This is a genomic window from Mariniflexile fucanivorans, assembly GCF_004341235.1.
GTDB lineage: Bacteria > Bacteroidota > Bacteroidia > Flavobacteriales > Flavobacteriaceae > Mariniflexile > Mariniflexile fucanivorans.
In genome coordinates, this window is record NZ_SLUP01000003.1 from 252,851 (window position 1) to 279,175 (window position 26,325).

At 36.6% G+C, this 26,325-nt stretch carries 14 protein-coding genes; all 14 read right to left on the reverse strand.

Annotated elements, in window-relative coordinates; translation table 11 throughout:
* Positions 1 to 5 precede the first annotated feature (5 nt).
* On the reverse strand, positions 6 to 1,556 hold the full coding sequence (locus EV196_RS07780; RefSeq protein WP_165876123.1) for a sulfatase family protein: 1,551 nt from the start codon (positions 1,554 to 1,556) through the stop codon (positions 6 to 8).
* Positions 1,557 to 1,560: 4 nt separating this feature from the next.
* A complete protein-coding gene (locus tag EV196_RS07785; RefSeq protein ID WP_207902828.1) occupies positions 1,561 to 2,988 on the reverse strand; it encodes a sulfatase family protein in 1,428 nt (475 codons plus the stop codon).
* 3 nt (positions 2,989 to 2,991) lie between these two features.
* Positions 2,992 to 5,571 (reverse strand): GH116 family glycosyl-hydrolase, encoded by a 2,580-nt coding sequence (locus EV196_RS07790; protein WP_132217060.1) that lies wholly within the window; start codon positions 5,569 to 5,571, stop codon positions 2,992 to 2,994.
* Between the two features lie 21 nt (positions 5,572 to 5,592).
* Complete coding sequence (locus EV196_RS07795; RefSeq protein WP_207902829.1) at positions 5,593 to 8,058, reverse strand: glycoside hydrolase family 95 protein; 2,466 nt, start codon at positions 8,056 to 8,058, stop codon at positions 5,593 to 5,595.
* Between the two features lie 39 nt (positions 8,059 to 8,097).
* Positions 8,098 to 10,230 (reverse strand): Sip1-related alpha-galactosidase, encoded by a 2,133-nt coding sequence (locus EV196_RS07800; RefSeq protein ID WP_132217062.1) that lies wholly within the window; start codon positions 10,228 to 10,230, stop codon positions 8,098 to 8,100.
* Between the two features lie 6 nt (positions 10,231 to 10,236).
* On the reverse strand, positions 10,237 to 11,790 hold the full coding sequence (locus tag EV196_RS07805) for a sulfatase family protein (RefSeq protein WP_132217064.1): 1,554 nt from the start codon (positions 11,788 to 11,790) through the stop codon (positions 10,237 to 10,239).
* 7 nt (positions 11,791 to 11,797) lie between these two features.
* Positions 11,798 to 13,213, reverse strand: coding sequence for a sulfatase family protein (locus tag EV196_RS07810; RefSeq protein ID WP_132217066.1), 1,416 nt, complete (start codon positions 13,211 to 13,213; stop codon positions 11,798 to 11,800).
* Complete coding sequence (locus tag EV196_RS07815; RefSeq protein ID WP_132217068.1) at positions 13,210 to 15,762, reverse strand: GH116 family glycosyl-hydrolase; 2,553 nt, start codon at positions 15,760 to 15,762, stop codon at positions 13,210 to 13,212. The genes EV196_RS07810 and EV196_RS07815 overlap by 4 nt, the downstream gene beginning before the upstream one ends.
* Position 15,763: 1 nt before the next feature.
* Positions 15,764 to 16,816, reverse strand: a complete 1,053-nt coding sequence (locus tag EV196_RS07820) for a family 43 glycosylhydrolase (protein WP_132217070.1) — start codon at positions 16,814 to 16,816, stop codon at positions 15,764 to 15,766.
* Positions 16,817 to 16,836: 20 nt separating this feature from the next.
* Entirely contained in the window at positions 16,837 to 18,429 is a 1,593-nt protein-coding gene (locus tag EV196_RS07825; RefSeq protein ID WP_132217072.1) for a sulfatase, read from the reverse strand.
* 16 nt (positions 18,430 to 18,445) lie between these two features.
* Positions 18,446 to 20,359, reverse strand: coding sequence for a glycoside hydrolase family 97 protein (locus tag EV196_RS07830; protein WP_132217074.1), 1,914 nt, complete (start codon positions 20,357 to 20,359; stop codon positions 18,446 to 18,448).
* Positions 20,360 to 20,436: 77 nt separating this feature from the next.
* Complete coding sequence (locus tag EV196_RS07835) at positions 20,437 to 21,879, reverse strand: sulfatase family protein (protein WP_132217076.1); 1,443 nt, start codon at positions 21,877 to 21,879, stop codon at positions 20,437 to 20,439.
* Positions 21,880 to 21,893: 14 nt separating this feature from the next.
* The gene (locus EV196_RS07840; RefSeq protein WP_165876124.1) at positions 21,894 to 24,515 is read right to left on the reverse strand and encodes a GH116 family glycosyl-hydrolase; all 2,622 of its coding nucleotides are present in this window, start codon (positions 24,513 to 24,515) and stop codon (positions 21,894 to 21,896) included.
* A 270-nt stretch (positions 24,516 to 24,785) separates the two neighbouring features.
* Complete coding sequence (locus EV196_RS07845; RefSeq protein WP_207902830.1) at positions 24,786 to 26,192, reverse strand: sulfatase family protein; 1,407 nt, start codon at positions 26,190 to 26,192, stop codon at positions 24,786 to 24,788.
* Positions 26,193 to 26,325: the final 133 nt, after the last annotated feature.

Below are 26,325 nucleotides of genomic sequence, written 5' to 3' on the forward strand. Positions count from 1 at the left end.
TGCTTTTACTTTGATTTTGGAAAAGGTGCTTCACCAAAAATAAGCTCTTTTCCATCATCGGTAATTAATTTATGATATTTTCTTGCCATTTGAGCTACTTTTACAGGGTCAATCCTATTTTTAAGCTCTGTTTCAAATTCCTTTAATTTATATGAATAATCATCGTTAAGAGCAAGGTCATTCAGTTCTTTAGGGTCGTTTTCCATGTCGAACAAACTAGGTCTGTCCCGCTCATAATAGATGTATTTATATTTTTCATTTACCAGCATGTACCATGACGCAGGAAACCCAAGTCCATGCCATTCTGAAAATACGGTGCGATCGTTTGCTGCTTCTTTCCCCTCCAAAATTGGTAATAAATTTTTTCCTGGCATCTCTGGATCTGTATAGTTAATCCCTGCCATATTCATAATTGTGGGATACATATCTACCAAAGAAACAGGCGTTTCAATTTTTACTCCCTGTTTTACTCTGGGACCAGTGATTACTAATGGAACTGCTACAGAAGCTTCCATAGGCGTATGCTTATTTCCCATCAATCCATGTTCTCCCAAATTATCGCCGTGATCTGAGGTAAAAATGATATAAGTATTCTCATACATACCATTTTTCTTAAGTTCTGTAATCAGTTCTCCAAGCATATCATCCACACAGCTAATCATCCCATAATACCCACGTAATGCATTTTTCAACTTTTCTTCGCTTGGTTGTTCATCCAATCCGTCCCATTTTTGAAAATGTTGCAGAGCGGGATGTATATTTTTGTTAGGGAATTTTGCATCATGTGGCATAGGAATATCTACATTGGCATACATATCGTAATATTTTTGCGGAAGCGTAATAGGCCAATGCGGCATAAGGAGACCAACATGGAGCATCCAAGGTTTCTTATCGCTATTTCTGTTTTCCAAAAACCGTAATGCATGATTTATTGATGGGCGATCTACAGCATATTGTCCATATTTTTTAGGTCCTGCGGTATAAGCATCTATTGTATACTCATTAATATCAAAGGTCTTTACCTCCAAATGACCTTTTGCTAAGCGAGGATGCTCAGGATCGAAACGCATATCAGGACCAGGAGATATTCTTTCGGGTCTTTCGGCAGAATTCCACTCCTCATTAAAACCCAGCTTTCCATATAACCCTGGCGAATCCATTTTACCATAATGCGCTGTATAATAGCCACTTTGAGTAACTCTTGTTGCCCAAGTCACTTCGTCTTTAGGCCATGCTTGACCGTTATACCAATAATTTAGTTGATGAATGTGCTTTCCAAACATATAGGCAGCCCTACTGGGCGCACAAACTGGACTTGCTACATAGGCTCTTGTAAAGTACATACCGTCTGCTGCAAGGGCATCCAAATTTGGTGTTTTAACCACAGGATTTCCTCGAAAACCTGAAATTGCAGGATGTTGCTCATCCGTACAGATAAAAAGAATATTTGGTTTATTTTGAGCAAATATTTGGTAAGTACTAAGACTGTAAAATATAACCAAACAAACAGCTAATCTGAATCTTGTAAATCTGATATTTTTAAATTTAGAGTTCATGTTTTTAGTTTTTTTCGTTTTCAGGGAAGAGTGAATTTGATGTAAAATATGGCTCTTCTCCAAGTGTACGCGCATTTTTGCCTCTGTGATTATAAGTACCAATATCTTCCCTTGCCCAATCTAAAAGTTTCGTCAATTCAGCAACTAATTTAGGATTTGCTTCTGAAACATCAACAGTTTCTCCAATATCATTTTCCAAATCGTACAATATTGGTTTTGTGAATAAAATGCGGTCTTTTGGTGCACTATGGATGGGCCATTTGTTATATACTATTGATGTGGAATCTGGCTGATGTGGCAAATGTAATTTCCATTTTCCTTGACGCACCGCCCGTAATTCTTGGTGTTGATAATAAAAATAAGGGCGTTCTAATTTTGTTGATTTTCCATGAATAATATCTGAAATATCCAAACCATCAATTACTCTATCATCAGGAAGCTGTGCTCCTACTATTTCAGCTAAAGTTGGAAGTAAATCGATGGTAGCGGTTACCAAATCGGAATTTGTTCCTGCTGGTACTTTACCAGGTGCCCTAATAATAAAAGGCACTCTTAGTCCACCTTCCCAAGCAGAAGTTTTTGCGCCTCTTAATGGTTCGGCATGACCTGCATGGTCTTTTCTTAGCCACCACGGACCGTTATCACTGGTGAAAATAACATAGGTATTTTCATCTAAACCAGTTTCTTTTAACTTAGCCATAATTCTTCCCACATTAAAATCAATTTCTTCAATCACATCGCCGTAAAAACCACCTTCAGATTTTCCTTTAAATGCATCAGAAACCGCCAATTTGGTATGTGGCATTGTATGCGCTAAATAGAGGAAGAATGGCTGTTCTTTAGATTTTTCAATAAAATTAATGGCCTCATCGGTATATCTACGCGTGAGGGTTGACATATCGGCATGCAATTCAACGACTTCCTTATTCCGAAGTAAATGAACACGATTATCATTACTTGTTGGTGTGAAAAACGACTCGTCAAATCCCTGATACATGGGCAATAAATCTGGATTGAATTGTTCAGGATTATGTCCCGCCAAATCCCATTTGCCAATCATCCCTGTTTTATATCCTAATGGTTTTAATACTTCTGCGATGGTAACTTCACTTAAAGAAAGTTTTGGGTGTGGAGATTCGCCATCATCATTTCGGGCATTTCTTAAAGGATAACAGCCAGTCATCAAAGCGGCTCTTGATGGTCCACAAACGGTTTGGGCATAAAAACTGGTAAATTTCATTCCCTCGGAAGCCATTTTATCCAAGTTTGGTGTTTTTATATTTGGAGATCCAAAACATCCTAAATCCTGATAGCCTTGATCATCGGTAAAAATGATGATGAAATTGGGTTTGTTGGCATGCACTTTTTTTTGGAAAATGCATGAATTCATCCATAATAGAAGGCATCCTAATATGATTATTTGTTTTACCATTTTTTATAGTTTTACATTGAAATTCTCCATAGTGTCAATGATTTTTGTTTGAAACTTTTTCGTTCCAATTCCTTCTAAAGAAAAACTATCCAATTCCAATTTTCCTGAAAGTACGGTAATTTCCGCTTTCTTATTTTTTACTTCACAAGTTCCGTAGCTATAACCATTGCTCCAAAAATAAGTTCCAGGTTTTGAGGTAAACCTCATCGATTTTTCAACGGCTGAATAATGAAACTCTGTGGTAGCCAAAATGCCTGCCCAAGCCATCATGCTTCTGGCGTAATGATGACCTGCCTCGGCTTCGTCAAACGGACTTCTTTTCTTCCCGTCATAACGGTCTCTGATGTTGCGGATACATAATAAACCATCTTCCGTTAAACCTTCTTGTAACATCCCTATGGCCGCAGTATATTCAAAACCAGTCATCACTTCGGTATAATATGGGAATGGTTTTTCAGGTCTTTCATTTGGATAGGCAGCCATCAATAAAGCAGACTCGTCGCCTAAAGCATACGAACGATGAAAATTGGCATGAGAGGTCATGTTTTCAACATAATTGTATTTCATGATTGATTCCAAGGTTTTCTTGATGTTTTCTTCTTTTGCTAAATAGCCTAAGCCTACAATATGGGAGAAAACTTGGCCTACCAACTGATCGACCAATACGCCTTTTCCCAATTGAAAATCAGGTGATGTGAGGTCTATCGCATTGGCATCATCTGCTGCTCCCATAAGTGATTCTGCTACATTATCTTTCGACATGGGTGGTTGAATGTGTTGCTCGTAGTATTCACCGTTGAATAGATTTTTGTCCATCCATTCAGAGCCTTGATCGAACAAACTTTGGCAGGTTTTAGCGAATTTTTTGTCGCCTAAATAATTAGCCATTTCTTCCGATGCTTTAAGGGCTCCAACATACCAGAATCCCATTTGAGGATTAGGGCCGAAATATTCTACATCCATGGTATTGTGTTGCGAACCTTCCATGACGCCATTTTTATCGGCATCCCATCCTCCGGGTATCCAGCAAAATTCCAATGATTTTTTCACTTTAGGCCAGTGTTTTTTCAGAAAGGCATCATCTCCAGATAATTGCCATTCGCGATAAAATTTCATGATACTTCCCATTTGTCCGTCGGCGGCTGCTTTCCCCCATTTTTGTCCTTCTTCCAAAGGCAAATACACTCTAAAGCTCATCAAACCTTGGTCATCGGTGGCATAACCATACTCGACATCTCGCATGGTTTTAGCTAATTCCCCGAACAAAAAAGCCGTGGTTTGCTCATAATTCCAAACGTGAGTGCAAGAACCAAAACACGACCCATGTGTATCAAAAACGCCTTCCCAACCTAATAATTGACCTGTTTTAATACGAAATGCCAGTTGGGTTCTTAAGTGTGCCAAATTAAAAAGCGCCGATTCTTTAATTTCCTCAGGCATATCACTTTTAATAAGTGCATTTACGAATGTTTTTGTGTTTTTTTCCAATTCTTCAAGACGTGGCAATGTTTTTGAAATCACATCCCATGAATCGGTGTATTTAGTGGTATAATAATTTCCAACAGTGGCAGTAATTAACTTTTGAAATCCTGGTTTATCCCAAGTTTGTCTGTTTGGAAAATGCCAACTAATTAAAAATTTAAAATTCTTTTCTTCACCAGCTTTTAAAGTTGTTTTTACAGCTAAAGAACCCATTGGTGCATTTGCCTCCTCATTTACTCTTTTTTCTAACACACCATCTGCACTAAAATCGTCCCAGAAATCGAGTCGTTTTTTATCCCATCGGCTGGTTTTAGGTTGCCAATCGGTACGATAGCTTGTATGGCCTTCATTCAACGATACGAAGCTCATGGTTCCCCATTGCTCACTTTCGGGGTCTACGCCATTGGTTGTATAATGGATGCCTTTTACGCCATTTTCTTCTCGAATCGTATTGACATTATTTATGGTTTTTCCTCGTGTGCCATCAAAACCAATAAAGTTTTGAATGGTTCCCGCCAATGAAATAGTAATATCCTTTTTACTGGTATTTTTCACTGTATAATTTAGGATTGCCGTGGGAATGCTACTATCGTCAATGTTTCCTGGAATAAGCGGGTTGTATGCCCCAAGTACAACCTCCACCGGAAGGTTTTCATCACTTAAATACACTTGACCAAAGGGATAAGCGGTTTTAAAAGACGCAGAGCCAAAACGAGGCAAACCATGATTGTTTGAAGTGGCTCCCCAATCGCCTTCGTAATACGATTCATCGGGTGGTCCCTCGAGTAAACGAGTTTGTTTTTTACCATTTTCATCTTCCATATAAATGGCGAAAAAAGGTCCTTTTACTTTTACTGGACCCCAATTTTCCAAAGTGGGATTAAAGCCTTTGGCAGGACGGTTCATAATTTCCCAATCCTCTAAAGAACCCCTTCCCGTCAAGGAAATGGTCCCAGTACCAATACCACCAACGGGCATCTTTATTTTTTGGATGTGATTTTGGTCGTAAGTTTTTAGTACGGGCCAATCATTGCTTATTGTTTGAGCAAAAGCTATAACACTTATAAACTGAATGATTACCGCTAACTTTATGTTTTTCATTTTTATAATTTTCTTATTAAATTAGTTCGTCCAAATTTTAGTTTCTCCTTTTTCCAATGCCATGACTTCACTTAATAATCCATTAGAATAAATTCTAAATTTTCCATTTGTGGTGGCATGTATCTTTGCCCCTATCAATTTACCATTTTTCCACTCAATGTCCACTTCAAAACCACCTCGAGCACGTAATCCTTTTATGCTTCCATCAGGCCATGCTGAAGGTAATGCTGGCAATAAGTGTAAAATATAAGGAGCTTCTGCAAATGATTCACTGGGAGAAACAAGAACAAAATGATTGTTTTCTTCTGAACTTTTTTGGTAAGCCACAAAGGTGGCTTTCTCTATCTTATTAGCTTTGTTGTCAATACTTCTCAAATGACTTTGTAACAACATTTCGCACACGCCTGCCGTTCCTCCAAAATTTCCATCTATTTGAAATGGCGGATGAAAATCGAACAAATTTGAATACGCCCGTTTAGAAGTTAAAAACTGATAAAATTGATATGCTTTATCGCCATTGTGCAATCGGGCCCAAAAGTTGGTTTTCCATGCGGTGCTCCAGCCGGTTGAAATATCGCCGCGGTGTTTCATGGTAACTAAAGCCGCATCAGCTAATTTTGGTGTGGTTAATGGTGAAAAATCACGTCCGGGATGTAAGGCTATTAAATGTGAAATATGACGGTGTTGGTCTGTGGGACTGTCCCAATCTTCTGGCCATTCCTGAACTTGACCGTATTGTCCAATTTTTTGCGGACATAATTTAGGAATGATTTCTTGTAATTTTTTCCGAAAATCTTTATCAAGCCCTAAAACTGTTGAAGCTTCTATACAATCTGTAAATAAATTTAAAACCAGTTGCTGGTCCCAAGACGCACCGTATGCTTGTTTGTTTAAATTGCTAAATTGTTCGGTTAAATAGACATTTTCGGGCGACCATGTTGGATATACCACAAGCGAACCGTCTTTCCATGGTGCTAAAAATTCAACATAAAATTCGGCTGCTCCTTTTAGAATCGGGTAGATTTCTTTTAGATAATTTACATCTTTATTAAAAGCATAATGTTCAAACAAATTCTGGCACAACCAAGCGCCTGATTGTTGCATACGCCGACCATGTTCATTTGGTGCCGTAAATCCAAATACGTTTCCGTTGAGGCCAGCGCTCCACCCTTTTTCTATACCAAACCCTTCTTTTGCGGTGTGTTTACCCGATTCTGCTATTATTTTCAACCACTCTACATAAGGCGTAAAAGAATCTGGAAGATTTGCTGTTTCCACCATCCAATAATTCATGGCTACATTGATATCGTTGTGGTAATCTGCATTCCAAGCAGGTTTTAAATGTCCGTTCCAAAGTCCTTGTAAATTAGAAGGAACGGGAGCAGTTCTTGAAGAACTTAACTGTAAATAACGAGCATAATTAAAATATAAATTTTCTAATTCTATACTTGCTCCTTGTTTGATCAGCTTATCTGTTGCCAATCCTGATGGTTTATAATCTAATGCCAATTGACAAAGATCCATCAATGCTGAAACATCTTTTATATGTGTTTGCTTCAGCTGTTCATAACCGATTTTAACAGCAGCATCCATCATTTTTTGAGTGTCGGTTTTGTAATCTCGTCCTTTAAAAGATGGATAAATTGGTAAATAATCGGAATATGCAGTTACATATATCTTAACATCTGAAGTATTTTCTATGAGAAAGGAGCCATCAGTTTGGGGTATCGACTTTCCATCTTTCGCATCAATATAAACCAATTGTAGAAACTCAATATTGTCTTGTACCATTGAAACTTCTCCAATAAGCACTATCCTATTATCTACAGCATTAATCTTTTTAATGTTATGCAATGTATTCACATGAATCTTAATATTCATTTTAGCTTTATCAGCAGTATATCTTACGGCAACAACATCATTGGGATGGCTACAAAAATATTCCCTAGTAAATTGAGCCTTTCCTATTTGATAACTTACTTGACCAATTCCGGAATGAGCATCTAAAGTACGTTTGTAATTACTAACTGCTGCACTATCATGACCTGTAGAAATGTATAAATCTGTAAAAGGTGCATAATTACCTAAAGGTTGGTTGCTGCTTAAGTATTTGGTAGACATGGATTCCATACTGTTTTCGGAAGTGCCATATTGCTCTTGTTCGTATGCTTCCCTTACTTTATCAAAATTTTTATAAGCACCTATTCTTACCCCGGATTGCGCAATGGTATCAAGTCCTCGCTTGCTATTCATCCACAAGGTAATATCGTTCAGCATGATGTGTTCCTCATCAATCCTTCCAGAAAACATGACTCCTAAACGTCCATTACCCAATGGCAACGCTTCTTGCATGTAGCCTAATTTGTTGTAATTATTTCTTTGTTCTAAAGTAAATTTACTGGCCGGTTTACCATAATGCAACAAAAATTGGGCATGCGTTTGCATGTAAATAAGAAAAATGAATGTGGTGTATAAAATGTTTTTCACAAATTTTGTGTTTAGTTGTTTTGAAATTTTGTTTAATTTTTAATCACGCTTTCCAGTAATTATATATTCTTTATTCGTGTTTGATTTTATCAATTTGCCGTGCCAAAGACCATTTTCTAGTTTTTTAAATTTAATATTTTCCGAAGTCGGGATTTTACCGTCAGACCACAACAGTATTGGACCATCTTCCACCATCTTAATTTTTACCATTTTTGAATTGAACTCTAACAATTTATATGCTGAAGCTGACATGTATTTATCGGGTCTTCCTATAACAGACCAACCTTCTTTTATTGGACTTAACAGAAAAAGACGCTCCTTTCTGGAAGCAAGTGTAAATTGATAATCCTCTTTTAAAACTTGTGCAGAACCTGCATAATGATCGTATAATAAAACGCCTTGTTTAGGAAGCTCCCAAAGTCCTTTATAAGGTTGAATCATACCTCCAGCAAAAGGATAATCTTTTAAAGAAATATGAGTAGTTACAACCTCATCATTCTGCTTTAAATTAACAGCCATAATCGCCGCTGTATTATTTTCTAAAGGCGCAATAACTCTAAACGCTTTACCCTCAAAATAAGGATCTTGCATTAAACTTTCTGGTAAAGGAACTGCTGGTGCTAAAGTCCCTAAAATTCGTCCGTCAGCATAAATCAATGGTTTTAGAACGGTATTATCAATATTTTTAGGTTCATCTGATAAATAAATTGGTCCTCCAGACATGGCTCTAGCTACAGCCATTAATTGTGCTGTTTCTTTATAATTTGAGTAAAACATATCTTGATCTAACCAATGTGTATGTCCTAACCAAAATGCATTGGCGAAATTTTGTACCAATGTAATATCTAAACGGTCTTTGGTGGTTTTGTAATCTACACTTCCACGAATTAAAGCACTGTATTTATGGTTAAATACATTAAAGTTTTGTTGGGCAATACAATTCAATAATTGTAAATCTTTATCCTTGCAATTTTCTTCTAAAGCAGTATTATTATAATGCACTCCTAAAATGGCATTGCTAGCACCCGTATTATAACGAAAATTATCTGATTGGAAATCGACTTTAATCATATTAAAACCGTTCTCTTTAGTATTGGTGGTCATTTCATTGTAAAAGGCATTGGCTGCTTCTTCTGAAATTTGAGGCATCAATCGTTTTTTTCCATCATATTTAGTTTGTATCTCTAAATATTCTTCTAAATTCGACATGGTATGTTCGGGAGAAACACCTTGCATATATCCATTAAAATTTCTCCAAATTCCCATCCACTTAATTTTATCATCTTTTTGACTCGTGATAGGGTTCCAACCATTTGGGAACTTCTTTTTATCAACTCCAAAAGATAATAATTGTCCGTTTTTATGATCTAAATACCCATCATCCACCAAAACCCATCTAAAAGGAATCGGGCTTTCTTTAATTTCTTGAATGGCATCAACTATAATTTTTTCATTAATATTTTGTTTGTAATGTTCCCAAGAACACCATCCTAAATATTTGTAGGCTTCTGGATATTCCTTTTGTTCTCTCCAATTAATGTTCTCTTTTATTTCATCCATTTCCATAGCAAGTTCCCAAACCTGTCTTGCTGCTTCATATGGATCTTTAGATTGCGCATAACTTAAGAATGGAACAGAAACATTTTCTGTTTGAGTACCATAAGTCGCCATAGTTAAATACATATTGTTTTCGCTAATACTGAACGTGTTTCCAATGCGATTTGAAACCAAGGGAAGTAATGCCAAATAATCTCCATTTACTTTTTGAAGCATCATAAATGCGCCTAGATTCATAAAATCATCCATTCTAGGTGGTTGTAATTTATATGAATCTAAATCTGAAATAGTATTGAACCAAAGAGGCTCAACGCGATTTCCTGCCGCTAATTTTGAAGAAAACGGACGATAATAAATTCCTTTTTTAAATTTAAGTAGCTCAAGTTTGATTTCGGCGATAATCCCATCTTGATTAGGAATGAGTTGCTGTTTGTTTAAACTTAAAATTCCTTTGGTAGTTAAACCCTCTAAAACAATAGATTTAGGAATGTTATCAAATACTTGAACTTCCTTTTTAGACGTGTTTTGACCACAAACAATTAGTGAAAATAACACAAGAAAAAACGAAATATTATGTTGTAAATTATTCATTCTATTTTGATGAAAAAATTTCATTAGGTGTTATTTTACAATCGATTCAATTTGTTTCCAACCTTCCATACCTTCATTTTCTTGAATCTTTCCAGGTGTGCTTCTTCCGTCTAAAATGATTTTTTTAAGAGCTGCTTTTAAGTCTGCAGCTTTCTCCGGAAAGACCGCTACTAAATTATTGGTTTCGCCAATATCTGCTTTCAAATTGTATAATTGCATAGTGGGCAACTTTAGCTTTTCTTTTTTAATATCCTCTGGTTTTGGGTAACTCCACCCACCAGAATCTGGACAAAGAATTAATTTCCAATCCCCTTTTCTTATAGCAAAAGATCCATTTATGGAATGATGAATGGTATATTCACGGATTTCGAAATCACTCTTTCCTGTTATTAATGGTAACATGCTGTAACTATCTACTCCTTCTGCATCATCCATACTATGCCCTGCTAAATCGGCACATGTAGCAAAAAAATCTGTTGTACAAATAATTTTATCTGAACTGGTATTTTTCAATCCCATTTTTGGCCATTCTACAATAAAAGGAACGCGATGTCCTCCTTCAAAAATATCGGCTTTTGTTCCTCTAAAAGTATAACTCGGATTATGCTCTACTTTGGCGAGTTCTTCAAAATCAGCTTTTGGTGAGCACCCATTATCACTAGTAAAAACCAATAATGTGTTTTCTGAAATACCTTGTTTTCTAAGCGCTTCCCTAATTTGGCGCACTACATCGTCAACCTGCATTACAAAATCGCCATACATGTTGGTATTACTTTTACCTAAAAACTCGGTTGTTGGCAAAATAGGTGTATGAGGAGCTGGCAAAGGAAAATATAAAAAGAAAGGCGATCTTCCATGCGCTTTTTTACCTATATAATCAACAGCCTTATCTGTTAAATCCTGTAATACGTTTGCATGACTAAAATCATCCGAAGTAAGTCCTGGTCTCCAAATGCCTTTCTCATCAACTGAAACGGTTGTTTTGGTTGGCACCATAGTAGATTTATCATTCTCTACATACACATAGGGCGCCATATCAAGCGAACCACAAAAACCGAAAGAATAATCGAAACCATGAGTTGAGGGTCCGTTTTTTATAGGTAAAGTAAAATCTACTGTGGGTTTTGCATTCAGATTATCACGTTCTAGTTTTGTATCTTCTTTCTGAATTTCCCAATCCCATCCCAAATGCCATTTACCAATATATGCCGTACTATATCCTTGGCTTTTCAATATTTCAGCGACAGTAGTACACTCTTGAGTTATGAGTGATTTTGAATAACCACTTAGCACGCCACTTTTTAAAGGTGTTCTCCAATTATACCTTCCTGTTAATATACCATAACGCGTTGGAGTACATACGGCTGAGGATGTATGGGCATCGGTAAATTTGATGCCATTTTCGGCCATATTATCCATATTGGGTGTTGGTATTTTCCCATTTGGATTAAAACATTTTACATCACCATAACCCAAATCGTCTGCCAGAATATAGATAATATTTGGGTTTTGACTTTGATTTGTTTTTTGAGATTGTGCCGTCATTATTGAAAATGACAAAAAAATAAATAATAACTGTTTCATTTTAATCTTATTTTAGAGTAAGTGCAATAGGGTTTTCAACATGTCCTACTGGACGCGCGTTTTTTGTGACTTCTGAATCAAACTTTTGCATCGCATTTTTCAGTTGGACAACAATATCAGGATATTGGTTTTTGAGATTTTTTTTCTCTGCAATGTCTATCTTTAAATTATAAAGCGATTCATTTCCGTCTATGATTCTCAATTTCCAATATTTCCATCTAACCGCTTCTAAAGTTCCCCAATGGGAATAAAAAAAGTATTCGTGCGGACTTTTAGCTCCTTCCAAAAGTACAGGTAATATATTCTTTCCATCGATGATGCGATCTTTTGGTATTTTTGCTCCAATTAAATTGGCTATGGTAGGTAGCAAATCCATAGTCGTAAGCAATTGGTCAATTTCAATGCCTGCCTTAATTTTCCTTGTCCAGCGAATTACTGTTGGCATGCGCATGCCTCCTTCTAAAGTCTGTCCTTTATGTCCTGATAATGGTTTTGCAGAACCATTTCTTCCAGCAGGTCCATTATCGCTTGTAAATAAAACAATCGTATTTTCATCAATATCTTGTTCCTTTAAAGCTGAAAGAATTTCTCCTACCGACCAATCAATCTCATAAATAGCGGTTGAATATAGTTCTGGCGACCCTTTTTTTCCTTTTGCTAATTCTTGGGCATATTTCTCTTTAATCTCTGAAGATGCAGCCAATGGTCCATGAGGAATTGGATGTGGCACGTATAGAAAAAAGTTTTCATCCTTGTGATCTTTGATAAACTTTACAGCTTTTTCGGTAATCCTTCTTGTTAAATAATTAGGATCTGGATTCATTTCTATCACCTTTTCTCCTTCTAAAAGCGGAAGTGGCGGAAATTTAAAAAGATCTTGTCTAGGATGGCTAGGAGCGATATCGTGACTGTAAGGCAAACCAAAAAACGCTTCAAAACCTTGTTTGGTAGGTAAAAATTCTGGCTGATCTCCCAAATGCCACTTTCCAAATATCCCTGTTCTGTAACCCATAGATTGAGCAATTTCGGCAATGGTTATTTCATCAGGGTTCAAACCATTACCATCAGCTGCTAAGCAAACAGGAAATCTTCTTCCATTGGTTATATTTGGTAATTCAACTGCTAAACTCGAAGGAGGCTCCATACTTACACGTCTTGGATAACAGCCTGTCATCAATGCTGCTCGTGATGGTGTACATAACGGTGCAGCCACATAAAAACTTGTAAGTTTGGCACCTTCTTTTGCCATTTTATCAATATTTGGCGTATAGACGTGCTCACCACCAAAACAACTCAAATCTCCGTAACCTTGATCGTCCGTAAAAATGATAACGAAATTGGGTTTACTATTGGTCTTTTTTTGGCTAAAAGATTGAGAACCTATTAAACATAGTGATATTAAAAAATACAATTTTGTTTTCATAATTTAATATTCAATGTTTTAGAACTATCTATTAATTTTCCTTTTAATTTTTTTGTTCCTACACCTTCTAAAGAAAAACTATCCAATTTCAATTCACCAAAAAGCACCGTTAAAACTGCTTCTTTATTCTTCACTTCGCAAGTTCCCCAACTATAACCATTGCTCCAAAAATATGTTCCTGGATTAGAGGTAAATGCCATCGATTTTTCTACACCTGAATAATGAAAACCTGAGCTTGCTAAAACCCCTGCCCATGCCATCATACTTCGGGCGTAATGATGCCCAAATTCTGCTTCATCGAAAGGATTTCTTTTTTTACCATCGTAGCGATCACGGATATCTTGAATGGTTTTTAAGCCTTCTTTTTCCTGACCTTCATACAACATGCTCACGGCTGCTGTATGCTCAAAACCCGTCATCACCTCTGTAAAATATGGGAATGGCTGTTTAGGTCTTGTACCAGGATAAGCTGCCATCAATAAGGCAGATTCGTCCTTATAAGCGTACGAACGCATAAAGTTAGGATGTTTTACTAAATTTTCACGGTAATTATATTTTAGAATGGCCTCGTTTGTTTTCTTGATATTTTCTTTATTGGCAAGATAACCCAAATCTAGAATATGCGCCATCACCTGCCCTACCAACTGATCGACAAGAACTCCTTCACCTAACTGATATTGAGGATCGTCTGCAACCAATCGTCTTTTTACGCGGATAAGACCTGTTGCAATATTATCTATGGACATAGGAGGTACTATTTTCTGTATATAATATTCGCCATTAAAAAGATTTTCATCTATCCATTTTGAACCGTTTTCGTATAACGAAGAACAAGTGTTCGCAAACTTTTTATCGCCTAAATAATTAGCCATTTCTTCTGTTGCTCGTAATGCTCCAAGATACCAAAAGCTCATTTGCGGATTAGGCCCATAATATTCTACATCCATGGTATTATGCTGACTTCCTTCCATAACCCCATCTTTATTGGCATCCCATCCGTTTGGAATCCAGCAGAATTCCATCGCTTTTTTTACGTGTGACCAATTTTTCTTCAGAAAGGCTTCATCGCCCGAAAGTTGCCATTCTCTATAGTATTTCATTATACTACCCATTTGTCCGTCTGCTGCAGCCAAACCAAAATTAGTTGCTTTTGTTTCTAATGGTAAATGAATACGATACGACATTAAACCTTCATTATTCGTGGCAAAACCAAACTCCACTTCACGCATATTTTGTGCAACATCGCCAAATAAGAAAGGAATTGTTTGTTCGTAATTCCATACATGGGTGCAGCTTCCATCACCACTTCCCTCATTATCTTTAATGCCTTCCCAACCTAAATAATAACCTGATTTGGTTTTAAAAGCCAATTGTGTTCTAAAATGAGCTAAATTAAATAATGCCGCTTCCTTTACTACATCAGGAAAATCACTATTAATAAAAGCATCGACAAAGGTTTTGGTTTGTTTTTCCAATTCAGGAATTCTAGCTACATTTTTCTGCGCTACTTCCCATGAATCTTTATACTGCGTAGCATAGTAATTACCAACATTATATTCATTATTACCCCATGCTGGACGATTTGGGAAACTCCAAGTAATAAAAAAGCGAATCTCTTTTTCTTCATTTGGAGCCAAAGTTGTTTTAACTGCTAAAGATCCCATATTGTTTTTTTGTTTAGAGGTTCTTTCTTCTAACAGTCCATCATCGGTATAATCATCCCAAAACTCTAGTGTACTATTTCCCCATTCTCCAGGCTCCCATGCGGTTCTATATGATACTTCAGCATCACTATTGGTCAATAAACTAAACGTACCCCATTGTGCACTTTCTGTCTCAATTTCCTTGTTAGGAGTGAAATGAATTCCCTTTAAGCCGTTTTCTTCCTTATAAATATTTGTGCTTTCATAGGCTTTTCCTTCTTTACCATCAAACCCAATAAAATTAGGAATATTACCCGCTAAAGAAATGTTAATAGGCTTGTTGGTTGTATTTTTTACTTTATAACTCACTACCGCCAGTGGAAGACTACTATCTTCTGTATTCCCTGGTATCAAAGGATTAAATGCCCCCATGGTTACTTCAACTGGTAAATTTTTATCGCTTAATAAAACCTGTCCAAAAGGATAAGCCGTTTGAAAAGTGGCCTCTTCAAAACGTGGAAGACCATGGTTTGGAGCTTTCGATCCATAATAACCTTCGTCAAATCGAGTCGGTACCGGTCCTTCCAAAATTAGTGCTTGTGCCTCTTTGCCTTCTTCTTTTAAATAAATGGAAAAAAATGGCGCACGATTTATGACTTCTACTCCTGTATATATTGGATTGTATCCTTTGGCTGGGCGACTCATAATTTCCCAATCTATTAATGCACCATACCCACTTAATGATATAGTTCCCGTTCCTATACCTCCAACAGGCATAGCAATTCGGTCTATGTGATTTTGGTCGTATGTTTTAAGTATTGGCCATGTGTTTTTTTGCTGCGCACCTGTGTGAACAAATGCGCATATTAATATTACTAATGCGTAAAACTTTGTTAAACTCTTCATGTTAAAATGCGATGTTATTTATTTCATACCGAAGCAAATGCGCCTCTCCATCACTTTGCATCATAGAAATACCCCAACCAGGAATTTTACTGGCTTTATTTCCATTTTCTAAATGTGGTCTGTACAAACCTGGAGCCATAGGAATGGTGGTTAAGTTTTCTTCAAGAGGTGTAAAATCCAAGCCATCTTTAGCCCAATGAATGGATTTACTTAAAGATGCAAGCGATGCAACGCCTCCGTTTTGATTCCAAATCAGCACTTCGTGTCCTTTTTCTATTAAAGGTTTTGAATATTTTTGAAAAGGGCCTTCTGGTTGACTCGCCATAGCGACTCCCATTTGTGTACGTTTTGGACCTTCTTTTCCATGTTCTATGCATCTTCCTTTGTAGTATAACCATATTTTGCCATCACGAACGAGTAAACTAGCATCATCTACTCGGTAACTATCAAAATCTGAAGGAACTTCGCTATGAGGAATAACAAGATTGTTTGGTAATCTTTTAAACAGACCATCAGGACTATCTGCCACCGCAACACCAATGCCTGTAAAATCGGTTGTGCTGTTGCCTTCAAATTTCTTATCAGGATTCCCAGGCGTAGGTTGAACCCCTGTGTAATACATATAATATTTACCCTTGTAAACTAAGATGTTTGGCGTAAAAACAGAGTGGTTATCAAATGCGCCCTCAGCACCTAAACCCAGAGCCATACCTTGTTCTTTCCATGTGTGTCCCTCATCTTCAGATGTAGCATACCAAATAGTTCCCCAATACCCCGATCTTATAGGTTTATCCATACGCGTATACCAGATATAATACTTGTTTCCAACCTTAATAATATCACTTGGATCTCTTCTATTGTACTTAGGATCCATTCCTATTCCAGTCACCTCTGAATATGAAAAATTTACGGGTTCTGTTTTTTTTGTTTCATTTACAATTTCTTCCTTATTTTCTGTTTTTTTAGAGATTTTGTTTCCACAAGCATACAATAACAATATTGCCATTATGGTAACTGGTAAATAGGTATAGGTTGCTTTATATTTAATCTTCATTCGATTTTTATTTAGTTTGTTTAATTAACTTCACTTCCCCACCAATCCTCATTAGGTTTCCAATCTGGACTAAGCATTTGTTTTCTTTGGTTTTCTAACCTTGGCATGAGTTTGTTTTTATTATTTTCCAAACGTTTATTCCAAGCTTCCTCATCCCAATCTGGATCAACTTCAGCATATTGAGTCTGCATGGATTCTAACCAATCCATTAATTGTTCTTTCAATTCTTGAGCTTTCTCTTTATTTTGTTCTGATAGATCGTTGACCTCACCTAAATCTGTACTCAAATCATACAATTCTATATGACTATCTTCCCAATAATGAATCAATTTCCAATCATCCTTTCTCATAATAGACACAGGTTCTCCTCCTTGATTTCCATAATGCGGATAGTGCCAAAATAGAGGTCTGTCTGCAATTTTATCGCCGTTTAAAAGCGGTTTTAAACTGACTCCGTCTGCGTGATTTTGAGGTCTTAAAGGAATATTGGCTAAATCCAAAAGCGTAGGAAATAAATCGGCACCAGATACCATTTCATTTATTTTAGCACCTTCTTGATGCATCCATGGTACATAAATAAAATATGGCACACGCAGTCCGCCCTCCCATTGATAGCCTTTTCCACCTCTAAGTGAAAGCTGATTGGTAGAGAAATCATCGCCAGAGGTTACGCCTCCATTATCTGAAGTAAAAATGATAATCGTATTTTTATCCAACCCGTTTTTTTTCAGCGTTTGCATTACGCTTCCTATGGCTTCATCCACTTGCTCAATTAAACCAGCATAAACAGGGTTATCTTGGTGTTTTCTAACTGGTAATTCGTGTTCCATTTCAAAACCTTTTTCAGCAATGCCCATTTTTTTTGCTTTGTCTCTATACTTTTTCCATTTTTCTTTAGTAGTTTGAATGGGTGCATGCACTGCGTAAAAAGATAAATACGCCAAAAATGTGGTGTCTTTATTTTTTTCAATGAATTTTGAAGTTTCTTTGGCTAATTTCATTGAAAGTGACATGCCTCTTTCTTCTGGATAATCTTTCATATTTGGATTATTGAAAGGTGAAAAATAACCGCCGCTATAAGGGCCTCCTTTTTCGTAACCGCCTTGGTTGATATCAAAACCATGATCGGTTGGTAAAGAGTTTTCTGCCGCACTTCCTAAATGCCATTTTCCAGCAAAAAAAGTAGCGTAACCATTCTCCTTTAGCACTTCTGGCAAAGTCACATCGTTTTGGTCTAAATGATGTTTATAATCTGGCGGTAGTAATTTGGTATATCGGTTCTTTTTTTTCCACTCCAGACCTGTGGGTGCCCCTTCAAATTGGGTAATACCATGTCTGGCGGTAAATTGACCATTCAGCAAACTGGCTCTCGAAGGACTGCAAACTGCACACGTAGCATAACCATTGGTAAAAATATTACTTGATTTCGCCAAAGCATCAATGTTGGGTGTTTCATAATATTTGCTTCCCATGACGCTTAAATCTTCATAGCCTAAATCATCAACCACAATAAAAAGAATGTTAGGCTTGGTTACTTCAGAAATTTGATTTTTGGTTTTGCATGATACCAATAAGAGGGCTATAAATGCAAAAATAAATGCTGTTTTTTTCATATGACTATTTTCAATTTTATTCAGGTCTAATCCACATACAATGGCCTCCACCTGCTACCATTTTAGCTTTTACTATATCACCCTTTTTCACGGTGGCTATTCGTACTTGGTAAGCTTCAGGATTTGTTTTACTGTCTGTTTCTTCCGTGTCTTCATAATACGTGATGATGTAGTTTTGATTCTCTTTTAGAAAGTCTAAAGAAATATCTAAAGTTCCACCTTCAACATGAACAGAGCCAATAAACCACGCGTCCCCATGCCTTCTTGCTGTGGAAAGGTATGTATCCATTTTAGAATGCAACACGTTGCTTTCATCCCATTTACCAACGGGCATTTCTTGAATAAACTCAAATAAATCTTGTTTGGCCGCATAGGCTTCTGGCGCATCTGGAATACAAACCAAACCACTAAATATTATTAAAGTTCTTGCTGCCTCTGCAACGGATGTCGTTTGTAAAGAATTTAATTTTCTGGGGCCTTTTTCTCGTTTACCAGCATTGACTCCTGTGATATCAAAAATACCGTTGTTCATATCCAAAGGTCCTTGAATAGCGTTTATAAGTGCCATTCTTATAAAGGTTTTTGGGGTAAATGCACGTCTTGAATCTTGTTGTGCATGGCAAAATTCTTTTGCAATAGCATTGGGATATGTTCTAGACACCCCTGTAAATGGTACAGGACCATCATGGAAATCTATCAACAAATTACTTTCTGCACTCATTCGGATGGCATCTCTTGTAAAGGGTACATCGGAGCCCATAAAACCATATTTAATGCCTTTCATTCCTAGAGATTTGTAATATGGAAATAAGGCTTCGTCTCCATAATTACCTTGTCTTCTGTCGTAATATAAAAGTAGCGACACACCTTTTTCTTTAGCATATTTGGTAACTTTATCTAAATCTAATTTATCGGACATTTCTATATATCCCGGTTTTACAGCGGTGTACCAAGCGTCATCAATTAAGAAATACTCAATATCATTTTCAGCAGCAAAATCTATAAAACGGTAATAGCTTTCGTTATCAATTCCATAGGTAAATCCATCTTCTGCTTGATACCCATGCACTCTCCAATCCCATAAAGTTTTACCCGGTTTAATCCATGATGAATCTTCAATCTGGTTAGGAGCTGCTACATTTAATGGAACTGTATTCGTCAATAAATCGCCTATATTATTTTCTATAAGAATGATGCGCCATGGGGTTATCAAACTTTTTTCATCTGAAACAAAATCATTTTTAGAGACTAATTTATTGCTATTCGTATCAAATTTAAAATTGATAACATCAAATCCTGAAGCACTGATTAAATCGGATTCTAAAAGTGATAAGAATTGGTTTTCTCCGTTTTCAACAACTAAAGGCATTTTTAATTTTTTCTTTTGGGTATCCAAATCGCCTAGATCTGCAACGGCTACAGGACCAAAAGGCTCTCCTTCTCCTGCTGGTGAATATAAATTACTTGTATTAGGCAATCCGTACTCCATAAAAAAAGAAGGCTTCATATCTGCCGGGGTTTCATCTACTTTAAAGCGAAAAGCAACACCTTCATTATAAGTTCTTACATAAAGTTTTGCAGGTATGCCTTCGTAATTTAAGGATACTTCCAGTTCATTATAATTATCTTTAATTTCACTAAACTGTCCCCAAACTGGATGCCATGTTTCATTTACTTTATTTACTTTAGTTTCTAAAACCTCAACTTCTAGACCTTGCAGAATCGAAATTTCTGAATTTGAAATAATATCTGCATTGTTTCCAAAAAGGTTGTATTTCAAATTCTTTTCTTTGCTTTCCAATGTAATTCTAACTTCACCATTCGGAGACTTAAGCTCTAATTGATTTAATTGCGAACAACTACAGAGTGAAATGGCAAAAAATACAGCAAGTAGATTTTTTGTTATTTTTAAGAATTTTTGATTTTTCATGATGGTTTAAAAATAATTATAATATTAAAACAGTAAATATAAAGCAAAAAAATAAACTAGTAGGGTCTGGTATGTTTTTACTTAACTAAGGGTTTTGGGTTTTCAATAAATGCTGCCGGACGGCTATTTTTTTCTAATTCTTTTTCAAATTTTGAAGCATACATTCTAAGCTTAGAGACCATATCAGGATATTGCTCTAAAACGTTGTTACTTTCACTCATATCATTTTCTAAATTATAAAGTTCTGGTGAAGATTTACCTGCAATCCGCAGTTTCCATTTTCCGGATCTAACAGCCTCTAAAGTTTCTCCACTATAATAAAAAAACTTGTCGTGAGGACTTATGCTTTTACCTTGTAAAACCGAAAAAATATCTTTTCCATCTATAATTCGATCTATTGGAACTTCCGCCTTAGCCAATTTTGCAAAAGTTGGTAATAAATCCATGGTTGTTAAAAGTTCATTGTTTACTGAGCCCGCAAGAATTTTATTTGGCCATCGCACTACAGTTGGCATACGCATACCTCCTTCAAACGTACTCCCCTTTTTCCCTTTTAATGGGGCTGCACTTCCTATTGTTGGTCCATTATCTGAAGTGAAAATGACACATGTATTTTCATCTAATCCATTTGCTTTTAACGCATCTAATATTTGGCCAACCGACCAGTCTATTTCACTAATAGTTTGCGGGTAAATTTTATCTCTGGTTTTGTAATCAACACCTACTTCATTTTTCAATGACTCTTTTACTTCTTTTGGAGCATTTTTCATAAACTCTGGAGAAGCCAATAACGGTCTGTGCGGACTTGTATGAGGCAGGTAAACAAAGAACGGTTCATCTTTATTTTTTTCAATAAAACTAACAGCACGTTCGGTGATGCGTTTGTTTAAAAAATCTGCATTGGGATCCATTTCTACAACCATTTCGCCATCAAGTAATGGTAACGATGGAAAATTGTATTTTTTTTGTTGTTGATGAAATGGATGAATATCATGACTGTATGGAATTCCGAAAAACTCATCAAATCCTTGTCGGGTAGGTAGAAATTCAAGTTGGTCACCCAAATGCCATTTCCCGAACATGCCGGTTTTATATCCTACACTTTTTAAAACTTCTGCTATCGTGATTTCCTCAGGATTAAGTCCTTTAGGATCTGCAGCCAGCAAAACTGGAAAATTAGTTCCTGTAGCTAAACCTACTCTTTTTGGATAACTTCCGGTCATTAACGCCGCACGAGAAGGCGTGCAAAGTGGTGCTGCCACATAAAAACTGGTTAACTTAGCTCCTTCGGCAGCCATTTGATCAATTCTTGGTGTTTTTACATGCGTACCTCCAAAACAACTTAAATCGGCATAGCCTTGATCGTCTGTAAAAATGATGATGAAATTAGGTGGTCTATCTGTTTGTTTTGGTTTTTGTGAATATCCTGAAAAGAAGCAAAAACATATAATCAAAAAAGTTAAATAGCTTGAATTATTCACAAGTGTTTCAGTTTTTTTAATTATTGAATCTAAATCCATTCTTTTTCCGATTTTCAACTCTTAACAATAATAAATTTCACTTTTTCTCCTTTGTTGAATGTTTTAACTTTTTTAAAATTAATTATGCCATAGTCATTTAGGGTGAAAGATTTCAAATTTAACGCACCATTTTTACTTGTTAAGATGATCGTTTTTTCATCATTTGAACCACTTATCTCTACTGTTCCATATTGATATCCATTAGACCAAAAATACTTACCATCTTTTGCATTGAATTTCATGGTTTTATCAACGGCGGAATAGTGAAACCCGGTGTAAGCAGGTATGCCCGCCCATGCAGCCATGGCTCTGGCATATCTATGACCAAATTCTCCTTCGTTAAAGGGGTTTCTTTTAAATCCATCATATCTATCACGGACGTTTTTGAAAACTTCTAGTCCATTTTCAACCTGTCCTTCATAAATCATATGCGCTCCTGTGCTATATTCAAATCCTGTCATAACTTCTGTGTAATACGGAAATGGTTCATCCAGTAATTCCCCTTTTGGGTAAGAAGACATTATAAGTCCTTTTTCATTACCTAGCGCAAAACTTCTAAACGTATTGAGATGCTCATTGAAATCAGTTACCAAATTATATTTCATAACACTTTTTAACGTGGTCTGTACATTATTCTTATCTAAAACATATCCTAAATCTGCGGTATGTGCTAAATACTGACCCACCAATTGATCTACCAAACACCCCTTGCCCAATTGTGCTGTTTTATTAGCGCCTTCGGGAATTTGTTGTTCGTAATACTCGCCGTTAAAAATATTGGCGTCAATCCAAGCGCTTCCCTTAGTATAAAGGGTATTACATTCTTTTTCGAATTTTTTGTCATTGAGATGTCCAGCCATTTTTGAAGATGCTTTCAATGCTGCTAAATACCACGCTGCCATTTGAGGATTAGGACCCACATAACTTATATCCATGGTATTATGTTGCGGACCTTCCATCACACCATCCTTATTAGTATCCCAAATACCTGTCCAAGCAAATTCCATGGCTTTTTTAATGTTAGGCCATAGTTCTTTAAGCTTTGCATCGTCTCCTGATAACTGCCAATCTCGATACGCTTTAATGATGGTTCCCATTTGCCCATCAGCGGCCCAGTGTTTAAAAGATGTTCCTTTTTCTTTGAGAGGCAGACCGATACGATGACTTTGAGCACCATCCTCGTTAACCGCATATAAAAATTCTGTTTCTCTAAATTTTGTGGAAAGATTACCAAACAAAAAAGGCGTGGTAGATTCATAATTCCAAACATGGGAACAGGTGCCCATACCCCAACCGGAAGCTTTCAATGTACCTATTTTTGTTCCATGGATGCTTCCTGTACCTTCCCAACCAAATGGCAAACCATCTTCCGTTCTAAATACAGTTTGACTTCTTAGATTGTTCAAATTAGATAACCCTGCTTCTTTTAAAACGGTTGGTATATCACTATTAACCAGACTACTAACGAACTGAACCGTTTCATTCTCCAAAACATCAAAGTCACGGGCTGTAACTGTAGCCACCTCCCAAGCATCATCGTATAATGTTGTGTAGTAGTTGCCTACATTTTCTTGTTCTACACCAGCTTTCGGTTTACCTATGTCCCAAGCTTTTCGATTAGGAAAATGCCAAGTCAGCATAAACGTAACCTCTTTTGATTCGCCAGGAGCGAGTACTTGTTTTACAGCCAATGTTGCTGGAGGTGTCTTTATTTTATCTTTTCTCACCTCAAACACTTCCCCGACATGTTCGCCTCTTTTTATTTCATTATCATTCTTTTCTAACTCTGGATGATCTGTTAACATTCCATCCGCTAAAAAATCATCATAAAACTCTCTAAACGTCCAATTCCAAGCTAATTTAGCCCAAGAGGTGCGATAACTTACTTCTTCAGTCGAAGTGGTTGTTAACGCCATGGTTCCCCAATTCACATCATCTTTATCAACGCCATTGGTGTACATGTAGACACCTTTGATGTTGTCGTTTTCCCTATACTCATTAAAATTGTCTTTAGGTTCACCTGTCCAACCATCTACTCCAATATAATTTGGCACCATACCTACTACAGACGTTTCTATAGGTTTATCGGTATTATTTGTTATCACATATCGAAGAATTGCAACAGGGATGCCACTTTTATCTTCATCACCAACAATTAACGGATTGAAAGATTCTAAACGAACATCCACAGGCACGTCTGTATGTTTAAAGTTGATTTGAGCCAGTGGATATGCTGCGGCAAATGTAGTTTCTTCAAAACGTGGAAAACCGGAATTAATAGCTTCGGAACCCCAATCGCCATAATAATCCTTAACGGCCACTGGGCCTTCAAGCACTTTTATTTGCGCATCTTTGTTTTGTTCTTTATAGTAAAGCGCAAAAAAAGGGCCGTTGGCAATAGTGGGTTTAACCAATCGAAACGCGGGTAGGTACCCGATAGCACCACGATTCATTATTTCCCAATCCCGTAAATCTCCTTTACCTCCTATAGAGACCGTTCCCGTGCCAATACCTCCTAAAGGCATAGCTACCTCATCCAGATACTTTCCTTCAAAAGTTTTTAAAATGGGCCAGTTTTTGTTCCATTCTTGAGCTATTATATTTATTGTGCAAATTAAGGAAACTAGTATTGACATTAAGTATTTACACATCATATTGTATGTAATTAGGTTAGGTTTTAATTGGTTTATTATTATCTATTTTAAGCGTTTCATTTTCCTGAAAAATGGCCGAAATTAACTCAGATTTCATTTATTTTTTATTGCTTAAATTTAAAAATGATAATTTAGTTTACCTAAACTAATTTCAATAAACTGATTTAAACTTTTTCCAATTGGCTGCAAAATGATATTTTTCGCTTCAATCAAAATAGTTTAAACCAGTTCTATATATTGAGTAATTTCTAACTAAAAAGTTTCTCTTTCTTTTGAAAACGTGTTAGCTGGTGGCGCTTCGGGTAATGACTTTTGAAACACCTCAAGTTTCTCCATTAAAGCCTTTACTTTTTCAGGGTTTTCTGAGGATACATCTTTTTGTTCCGCCCAATCCGTACTAATATCATACAATTCTGTACGATTCATTTTTTTATTGGTTAGCAGTTTCCAGTTATTTTCCTGTATTCCAGCACTTGGCCAGAAATAAGGGCGATCGCTGGAAAAACGCCAATCCCAATAAATAGGTTTTTCTCTTTTATAGGCTTTTCCTTTTAAAGCCGCTACAATACTTTCGCCATCGGACTCGTAACCTTCAGGGTATGTGGCACCTGCTAATTCTAAAAATGTTGGTAATAAATCTACAGCCGCCATTTCGGTTGTTTTATCTACTAACCCTTTAGGCACATTACCTGGCCAACGCACAATGAAAGGAATGCGTACCCCACCTGCGAACAAGGAGCGTTTACGCCCATTAAGTACACTCGCTTCACCTACAGAGTAATATTCGCCCAAGCCTGGACCCGTGGAATTATCGTCAATTTCTTTCTTGTTTCCTGTAATTTCAGGTCCATTATCAGAAGAAAATACCACCAACGTATTGTCGTCTATACCGAGTTCTTTTAAAGTAGCGAATAATTCACCAATGCGTGCATCGTATTCATCTACCACAGCGGCATACACTTGTTGTTGCTCATCTAAATGGTCATATTTTTTCATGTATTCATCCTTCGGATAAAACGGGGTATGTGTAGCATGGATCCAAGCATTAATGAAAAATGGCTTATCCTTATGTCTTTTTACAAAATCTATCGTTTTATAAAGCGTAGAATCTGCTTGCATTTGATGCAGTCTACCTGCGATATTAAATGCGCCATATTCATCATAGCCATATTCCAGAGGAGAAGGTGCATCTTCCACATGCGTGTTTGTAAGATGCCATTTTCCAAAATGGGCTGTTGCATAACCAGCATTTTTTAACATACGAGGCAACATAGGTGCCTTTGGATCTAACCAATCTGGCATGTTTCTTTTTGAATGAGATTCTACAGACGCAAAATGTCCGTGTACACTTTGTCTCGCCGGAAATTGCCCAGTTTCTACCCCAACCCTACTTGGAGAACAAACGGGATTAACCACAGAAAAATTTTGAAAATCGATACCTTCAGCAGCCATGGTATCTAAATTGGGGGTTTTACAGAAAGTACTGCCGTGGATTCCCAAATCGCCATAGCCCCAATCATCGGCAAAAATAAAAATGATGTTGGGTTGTTTTTTTGAAACGGTATTAGTGCTTTCTTTCGCTATTTTGGATTCGTTTTTGCAACTTTGAAAAGATGCCATTACAATTAAACAGATTGTAATTAATTTAATAATTTTCATGATGTATATGTGTTATAAAAATCTGGACTAAAGTATCCAAATCATTTTCTTTTATTTTGCTCTAATAGCCCAACTTTTGTTATAATTTAACTTTTTTTGAGGTTATTTTAAGTCATCTTAATTTAATTTGCCT

Coding starts and splice junctions, on each gene's coding strand:
- EV196_RS07780 (WP_165876123.1), bottom strand. CDS start 1,556: ATGAACTCTAAATTTAAAAATATCAGATTTACAAGATTCAGATTAGCT.
- EV196_RS07845 (WP_207902830.1), bottom strand. CDS start 26,192: ATGAAAATTATTAAATTAATTACAATCTGTTTAATTGTAATGGCATCT.
- EV196_RS07840 (WP_165876124.1), bottom strand. CDS start 24,515: ATGTCAATACTAGTTTCCTTAATTTGCACAATAAATATAATAGCTCAA.
- EV196_RS07785 (WP_207902828.1), bottom strand. CDS start 2,988: ATGGTAAAACAAATAATCATATTAGGATGCCTTCTATTATGGATGAAT.
- EV196_RS07825 (WP_132217072.1), bottom strand. CDS start 18,429: ATGAAAAAAACAGCATTTATTTTTGCATTTATAGCCCTCTTATTGGTA.
- EV196_RS07835 (WP_132217076.1), bottom strand. CDS start 21,879: ATGGATTTAGATTCAATAATTAAAAAAACTGAAACACTTGTGAATAAT.
- EV196_RS07830 (WP_132217074.1), bottom strand. CDS start 20,359: ATGAAAAATCAAAAATTCTTAAAAATAACAAAAAATCTACTTGCTGTA.
- EV196_RS07805 (WP_132217064.1), bottom strand. CDS start 11,790: ATGAAACAGTTATTATTTATTTTTTTGTCATTTTCAATAATGACGGCA.
- EV196_RS07810 (WP_132217066.1), bottom strand. CDS start 13,213: ATGAAAACAAAATTGTATTTTTTAATATCACTATGTTTAATAGGTTCT.
- EV196_RS07790 (WP_132217060.1), bottom strand. CDS start 5,571: ATGAAAAACATAAAGTTAGCGGTAATCATTCAGTTTATAAGTGTTATA.
- EV196_RS07820 (WP_132217070.1), bottom strand. CDS start 16,816: ATGAAGATTAAATATAAAGCAACCTATACCTATTTACCAGTTACCATA.
- EV196_RS07815 (WP_132217068.1), bottom strand. CDS start 15,762: ATGAAGAGTTTAACAAAGTTTTACGCATTAGTAATATTAATATGCGCA.
- EV196_RS07800 (WP_132217062.1), bottom strand. CDS start 10,230: ATGAAATTTTTTCATCAAAATAGAATGAATAATTTACAACATAATATT.